Source organism: Shewanella cutis, assembly GCF_022410515.1.
GTDB lineage: Bacteria > Pseudomonadota > Gammaproteobacteria > Enterobacterales > Shewanellaceae > Shewanella > Shewanella cutis.
In genome coordinates this window covers 43799-50482 of sequence record NZ_JACSDI010000025.1, presented here as the reverse complement: position 1 = coordinate 50482, position 6684 = coordinate 43799, and the positions used below count along the sequence as shown (strand labels likewise).

At 46.7% G+C, this 6684-nt stretch carries 8 protein-coding genes; 6 read left to right on the top strand and 2 right to left on the bottom strand.

What is annotated here, in order from left to right; translation table 11 throughout:
* Positions 1 to 183: hypothetical protein (locus H9J30_RS20105; RefSeq protein ID WP_240132609.1), on the top strand; the 183-nt coding region annotated here is incomplete at its 5' end.
* Positions 184 to 513: 330 nt separating this feature from the next.
* Here the strand turns inward: H9J30_RS20105 and H9J30_RS20100 are convergent.
* Together H9J30_RS20100 and H9J30_RS20095 are read right to left on the bottom strand one after the other, a co-directional pair.
* On the bottom strand, positions 514 to 1419 hold the full coding sequence (locus H9J30_RS20100; protein WP_240132608.1) for a helix-turn-helix transcriptional regulator: 906 nt from the start codon (positions 1417 to 1419) through the stop codon (positions 514 to 516).
* Between the two features lie 57 nt (positions 1420 to 1476).
* Complete coding sequence (locus tag H9J30_RS20095) at positions 1477 to 2373, bottom strand: formate dehydrogenase accessory sulfurtransferase FdhD (RefSeq protein ID WP_240132607.1); 897 nt, start codon at positions 2371 to 2373, stop codon at positions 1477 to 1479.
* Positions 2374 to 2667: 294 nt separating this feature from the next.
* Here H9J30_RS20095 and H9J30_RS20090 point away from each other — a divergent pair, with 294 nt between their 5' ends.
* The 5 genes from H9J30_RS20090 to H9J30_RS20070 all read left to right on the top strand — a co-directional run bounded on the left by H9J30_RS20090 (position 2668) and on the right by H9J30_RS20070 (position 6683).
* Complete coding sequence (locus H9J30_RS20090) at positions 2668 to 3132, top strand: DUF3305 domain-containing protein (RefSeq protein ID WP_011074123.1); 465 nt, start codon at positions 2668 to 2670, stop codon at positions 3130 to 3132.
* The gene (locus tag H9J30_RS20085) at positions 3132 to 3788 is read left to right on the top strand and encodes a DUF3306 domain-containing protein (protein ID WP_240132606.1); all 657 of its coding nucleotides are present in this window, start codon (positions 3132 to 3134) and stop codon (positions 3786 to 3788) included. Before H9J30_RS20090 ends, H9J30_RS20085 begins: the two co-directional genes overlap by 1 nt.
* 185 nt (positions 3789 to 3973) lie before the next feature.
* The gene (locus tag H9J30_RS20080) at positions 3974 to 5635 is read left to right on the top strand and encodes a 4Fe-4S binding protein (protein WP_240132614.1); all 1662 of its coding nucleotides are present in this window, start codon (positions 3974 to 3976) and stop codon (positions 5633 to 5635) included.
* A gap of 10 nt (positions 5636 to 5645) precedes the next feature.
* Entirely contained in the window at positions 5646 to 6323 is a 678-nt protein-coding gene (locus H9J30_RS20075; protein ID WP_240132605.1) for a TorD/DmsD family molecular chaperone, read from the top strand.
* Between the two features lie 162 nt (positions 6324 to 6485).
* Entirely contained in the window at positions 6486 to 6683 is a 198-nt protein-coding gene (locus tag H9J30_RS20070) for a twin-arginine translocation signal domain-containing protein (protein ID WP_240132604.1), read from the top strand.
* Position 6684 lies beyond the last annotated feature (1 nt).

Genomic DNA, 6684 nt, shown 5'->3' with positions numbered 1-6684 from the left:
CTTCAGCTTTCGCGTTACCGCTCAGCGGGTCAGGGCTGCGTATTATACGCATTTCCCGTGTCGCGTCAAGGCGTTTTTGCAAACTTCTTGGCGCTTTCGAATCAACTGCACATTTTGCATTTGATTCGCACTGAAACCGCGTTAGCTTTCGCTGTCTGCCGTGTCAGTGGATGCGCATTATAGGCAGCTGAACTTTTTGTGCAAGCGCTTTTTGCAGGTTTTTATGATTATTTTTCAAATAGATTTTTACACCCAAGCTAAGCACAACCTACACACTTGTTATACCCAAAGTTATCCACAAACGCTGAATTTATGTGCAAAATAAATCTAACTACCAGCCTTTATTGAGTAAACGAGTGAGCACTACTGATGAAGAAGGGGTAAATGAGGAGTTCTATATTATCAAGCAAGATGAGGACAATTGGTGTTAGCCGCTACTTTATACTTATTGAGATATAAAGTAGCGTAACGCGATGCACTTATATGTACCTATATATGTGCTTATATAGGTACTTAACTTGCGCTCCACAGAAGCTGTCCACAATCGGTAAGATCGTACCCTCCTAAAAGGGCCGCCATTTGCCGCGTATGTCCACTACTTAACATAGTAAACAACTGTTGAAGTTGCCTACGGAAGTAAATACTTTGCGGCATAACAAAGTCGAAGGACTCCTTTATCAGTGGAACAAAACTTAAACCACTTTCTAAAGCAACTGACTGACAACCAAAACCAATATCGGCATCTCCGCGAGCAATATAGCCAGCGAGCTCGCGCTCGCTATAAGCAGTGAGCACAACATTGAGCTGATCTAAACGTGCCCCTTGCTTTAATAACCACTGTTCTAGATGTTGCTGACTCCCCGCACCACCTTGGCGACTCACCCAGCGCCACGGCAAGGTGAGGACTTTATCCTCTTCTTGGCATCCGTGGTGCATATCGGGACGCATGATCAAGCCTTGTTGACGGGAGTAACCATGGACCATTATCCATTGTTGATGATTGTTATAACCTTTAAGCAGCGCCGGATGACGGATATTTCTATCTTCCATACTTCCCCAATGCAAAGTGCACACGTCAGCATAGCCCTTTGCCAATAACTCCAACCCCAAACGTGAACCAGTGGCACTGTAGCTGATTAGCTCGCGACTACCGACCTGCGCCATTAAGCGAGCCACTAACATAGATAGCAAGGGATCATCACTACCGGTGATCAATAGTCGGTCAGTTAACATGCCACTGTGGCAGGAATCCATCACCCAACGATCAATCAGTACCTTAGGGAATAACCATTTACCTGTGATCTTAGTTGCTGGCAAAATCCGGTCGTTCGCCATCGCGTAGACTTTCTTCTCATTAAGATCCAAATACTCAGCAACCTGCTTAGCGCTCATGTAAATCAATTCACTTGCGGATGTCATCTTTTACCCTTGTATTCCTATCTTTTATGAGTCCAATCGTTACCATTATTAAGGTTGTTATTTGCTTGGACTGGTATTCACATCAAATTCGAGATTTTCACTACCGTGATAGACCAAAAAGTGGCGTCCTTTCGCTCGGGCAATAATGGTAATGCCAAGATTTTGCGCAAGCTCTAAACCCATTTGCGTCACACCACTACGCGACAGCAATACGGGTATCCCCATTTTGGCGACCTTAATCACCATCTCAGAGGTTAGCCGCCCCGTGGTGTAAAAGATTTTGTTATCACCTCGATCCTGCGCTAACCACATATCACCTGCTAAAGTGTCCACCGCATTATGACGCCCAACATCTTCTACAAAGGCGAGGATTTGGTCGGCCTCACAGACACCGCAGCCGTGAACAGCACCCGCATTTTTGTAGGTATCATTATATTCATTGATGTTTTTGAGCAAACTGTAGAGCGTACTTTGTTTAAGGCTTGGTCTCGGGAGCTGAATATCCTCTAAATCTTGCATAAAACTGCCATAGACTGTCCCTTGTCCACAGCCTGAGGTTACGGTTTTTTCTGATAATTTTTTATCAATATCAGCAGTTTGCTCGCGTGTTAATACCGCGGCAGAATTGACCCCCCAATCAACAATCACTGACTCTAATTGGCTAACATCAGAAATAAATCCTTGATTTTTAAGATAACCAAGCGCTAATGACTCAGGCTTTGCCCCTAATGTCATCAAGGTCACAATAGGGCGCCAGTTAAGGTAAACCGTTAAAGGGCGCTCACAGGCAACATGTTTATCAATCACCTCTCCCGTCTCATCCACCGCTTTGACTGCGATGGTTAACGGTACTTCGGCCTGAGTTTTAACAAAGGTAAAGCTTCGCTTGGGCTGCGAAGGGCTGTCCTTGGGTTGAATCTGCTGAGGAATATTCGAACTGTTATCAGAAATCATACTGTTACCGCTTTACGAGTGATGGTCCCAGCATAGCAATATTTATACCTAGGTATGAAACTCAGGATAAAATGCGTGATCCGTCGCAATCCTAAATATTTCGCTGAGCCGAAATGTCCCAGACAAAATATCCACTCAGACAAAATGTCTCGCTTTTACCCCTATTTTGATGATCCACTTCAAACTAATTCACCCCATTTAATGGCATCAATATTGCAGAGACCTTTTATCACGAGAAGCAGGGGAATAAGAGCTGCGAGCTAAGGTTCCCCTAACGGCTGAAACGGAGAGACAATGCAACATACCACTAGTGTTTGGCCTATGTATGTTTCCCTCAAAAAAGTAGAGAAACAAATAGGCCGTTGGACCTCAGTACAATGGGAAATCGATCATTTGCTTCCCGCAACCCACGAAGCCCCAGAAGGCGCAACCCTAGTACTGCTCGAATTGCATAAGGATGAACGCGCCAGTTACCGCATCAACCTCGACATGGATAATACTATGTTGTTCTTAGTCTGCGATGAGATGGCTGACGGGACTTGGGTACCCGCGTTACTTTCAGCAGATCAAAATGTTGCCGCAGGCTGCCTTGAAGGTAACACTCCAGTTATTAATATACTTATGCCTGAAGCGATCGCCTGCTGGATTGAAGCCTTTATCACCCAATACGGTGAAGTTGAAATCGCTGCTTATCGTCGTAAGCATGTCGATCACCGTAAAAATCAAGGCCCTAGCCACGACCCATTGCGGAGGGACTAATGGCAGATTCAACCCCGAAGGCAAACGGCTTTTTTAGCCGTTGGAGCCAACGTCGTGAGCAAGTGGCAGCTGAAGAGGCGGCAGTAAAAACGCAAACGACGGCAGAGGAACTCACTGAAGACAAGGCAGAAGAAGTCACACAAGAGCCTGTCGCAGTACAAGAATCCCAAGCTTCGCTCACTCGAACTGATGAAGATCCTAATCGCATCCTCACCGCAGAGGATCTCCCCAATCCAGACGAGATTGAGATTGGTGGCAGTTTCGCTAAATTTATGGGTGCAAATGTTGACCCCGCAGCTAAAACAGCAGCGCTACGAGCCTTGTGGAAACAACCTCATTTCAATGAGATAGATGGTCTTTTGGAATATGCGCTCGACTACAGCAATCAGCCTAAGCTGACACCCGAGGTCTCCGCCGAGTTAGCCCAAAAAGTATTCCGCTTTATCACCAAAGACAGTGAAGAGTCAGAAGAAGATCCGACCTCAAGGCCAGAGGATGCGGTGATGAGCGCTGAAAATACAATAGAATCAAAAAACAGTGATGTCGAAAGCCAATTAGCTACCACGCAGATTGCGGACAATTTGGATGGGGAGGCTGATGACCTACCCCAAAATGCACCAGAGCCGTTAGCTCAGATGCAAAAGCCAGTTGTTTAACGTCAGTTTAGCTAATTTTTATGTCCACAACTTTGGTATGTGAATTGCTGTACTAAGGAATAAAACTTAGATAAAAGCAGAAAAGGCAATAACTTAGTGTCACACCACCGCCTAAATCTGCAGTAAAACAGCTTTAAAAGAGCAGCCAAAGTACTGTTCAGGAACGCAATGTGAGCACTCATTTGATGACCAATCAAACCCAGCTTGCGCTAAAACAAGCGCGGCAAAATGTGTTAGCCCAAACGCAGATTTTACAAAATCTGATCCCACCAACAGTGAGTTATACCACTGAAGGAACAGTGCTAATTATCGGCCCAGAAGATCTTGCACGCCTCGCTGCGGACAAATTGTCCACTATGGCGAGTCGAGTGATTTTGGCTAACGAAGCCATTACCAGCCAAGACGAAACACACCTTGAGCGCGTGATGGCAGCGGCGACGGATGTCGAAAGCTACTACAACAAACTCATTGGCATTAAAGGATTTTTAGGTCAATTCCAAGTTAGCGTTGAGCATCAAAATGGCGCCGCGGAACTGAGTCTGGTGGCGATTCGTAAACCGCATTTTGACATGGTACTCGATTTAAGCAGCACCCCTTGCTTAAATCTTGAAATGCTACCACCGGGTTATTTCTATGTCGGCCAAGACGAAGCGAAACTTGCCGAAGCGCTGGAGCAACTGCCTGAACTTGTTGGCAAGTTTGATAAACCTCGTTATGTCAAAATTAATGCGGATCTGTGTGCCCATGACCGCAATGGTATCAACGGTTGTAACCGTTGCCTCAACTTCTGTCCAGCAGATGCAATTAGCAGCGTCGCGAAGAAAATTGAGGTTGATCCTTACCTGTGTCATGGCGCCGGAAGCTGTGCTAGCGCCTGTCCAACGGGAGCCATTAGTTATGACTTACCAACGCCACAGGCTCTGCATTCTTACCTGAATAAAATGATTAGTCGTTACCGCGAACAAGCGCAAACAGCGCCCGTGATCCTATTTCACGACAACGCGGTTGGCGCAGGTTTTATCAACGACGACTTAGCGGGGGATGTATTACCAGTCGCCCTTGAAGAAATCACCGTTGCCAGTATCGACCATTGGTTAGCGGCATTGGCTTGGGGCGCCCGCCAAGTGTTAGTTCTCAATACTGAGGCAACAGCCCCCACGCTTACGCAAATGCTGAAAGGTGAACTTGCCTTAGCAAACAGTATATTAGATGAAATGGGTCAGCCTCAGCGGCTCAGTCTTATCGACCCAAGTATGCTGGCCAATTTAGAACCCGTGCTCGACATTAGCCTCGATTGGCCAGTGATAGTGCCCGGAGCCTTTGCTTCATCCACTAAACGTAACACCTTGTTTGAAGCGATTGACCATCTGAACAGCCAAGCGGGCGAAATCAATACTTGTTTAAGTATCAACAACGTTCCCTACGGCAAAGTCAGTGTCAATGTCGAAAAATGCACTCTCTGTATGTCCTGCGTGGCGATTTGCCCGACCATGGCATTACAAGATGGTGGCGACAAACCTGCACTACACTTTATTGAACAAAACTGTGTGCAGTGTGGCCTATGCGAGTCTGCTTGCCCTGAAAAAGTCATCAGTCTCACGCCACAAATTAACTTTGACAAAGCTGCTCGTCAGCAACAACACACCCTGAAAGAAGAAGCCCCCTTCGAATGTATTCGCTGCGGCTCTCCTTTTGCGACCCAATCTATGGTGCATCGGATGCTGGATATGGTCGGCGCGCACAGTGCATTTTCAACCAATATTGAACGCTTGAAAATGTGCGGCGACTGCCGGGTAAAAGACATGTTTGAAGACATTCTTCAAGATCCTGAAAAGCAACTGCGATAAGAGATCCGCTATGACCGAATCAGTAAGACAAGTATCAGAAAACGATCAGTTGAGAGCCGATATCTATCAACTGTTGGCCGCCCTATTGCGTCGCCATCCTAGCCCAGAGCTGCTGCAATTTTTGGCCAATCTTGAAATCGATGCCAATGAAGACAATGAGATGACCAAGGCTTGGTTATCTCTGCAACTGGCGGCAAAACAGTTCACCAGTGAACAATTAGAGGATGAATATTTTGCGTTATTCCTCGGCGTAGGTTGCGGCGAAATCCTGCCCTATGGCAGTTGGTTTATGACAGGCTCATTAATGGATAAGCCACTGGCTCTGCTGCGCCAAGACTTGATGCAACTCGGTTTTGAGCGCGAAGAAAACGTTAAAGAGCCTGAAGATCATGTGGCTGCGCTGTGCGAAGTCATGGGCATATTGATCCTTGAAGCCCCAGGTTATCGCCAACTGGCATTTTACCAACGCCATATGGGCAGTTGGATCCAGCGCTTCTGTGACAATTTAGCAAAAGCACCAAGCGCCGCCTTTTATGCCACTGTCGCCCAGCTCGCTAAAGCATTTTTCGAAATGGAAGCAGCAGAGTTTGAACAGCTCAGTTTAGATATTCCCGTTAATTGCCCAGGCAGTGCAGAGCTACAGCCTGCCGCGAGTGATGTAAAAAAACAAACGGAATTAATGAACTAACAGGCAGCTTGCGATGAGCATCTGTATGCCTATCGCATATAAGTTTGATAGGCAGAGGTGGACTTAACGTTCACCTCTGCCACAAAAAGGAAGCCTAAGCTTCCACAGTAACCGAGGTGGTTTGGGTACAAATCACCTCACTCAGTAACACAAGGAGACACTATGAAGAAGCAAGCTTCCGACATGGGCCGTCGTCAACTGCTCAAAGCTTTGGCTCTTGGCAGTGCGGCTGGCGCAGTCGCGACGGTGAGTGGCCAAGCATTGGCTGCCACACCCACTGTTGCCCCAAGCGAACCTAAGAGTGACAACTACCGCGAAACCGACCATATCCGTAATTACTATGCGTCGTTGAACAACTAAC

Excerpts from the sequence above, each read along its gene's own strand:
- H9J30_RS20085 (WP_240132606.1), top strand. The coding sequence starts at position 3,132 with ATGGCAGATTCAACCCCGAAGGCAAACGGCTTTTTTAGCCGTTGGAGC.
- H9J30_RS20095 (WP_240132607.1), bottom strand. The coding sequence starts at position 2,373 with ATGATTTCTGATAACAGTTCGAATATTCCTCAGCAGATTCAACCCAAG.
- H9J30_RS20080 (WP_240132614.1), top strand. The coding sequence starts at position 3,974 with ATGACCAATCAAACCCAGCTTGCGCTAAAACAAGCGCGGCAAAATGTG.
- H9J30_RS20090 (WP_011074123.1), top strand. The coding sequence starts at position 2,668 with ATGCAACATACCACTAGTGTTTGGCCTATGTATGTTTCCCTCAAAAAA.
- H9J30_RS20075 (WP_240132605.1), top strand. The coding sequence starts at position 5,646 with ATGACCGAATCAGTAAGACAAGTATCAGAAAACGATCAGTTGAGAGCC.
- H9J30_RS20100 (WP_240132608.1), bottom strand. The coding sequence starts at position 1,419 with ATGACATCCGCAAGTGAATTGATTTACATGAGCGCTAAGCAGGTTGCT.
- H9J30_RS20070 (WP_240132604.1), top strand. The coding sequence starts at position 6,486 with ATGAAGAAGCAAGCTTCCGACATGGGCCGTCGTCAACTGCTCAAAGCT.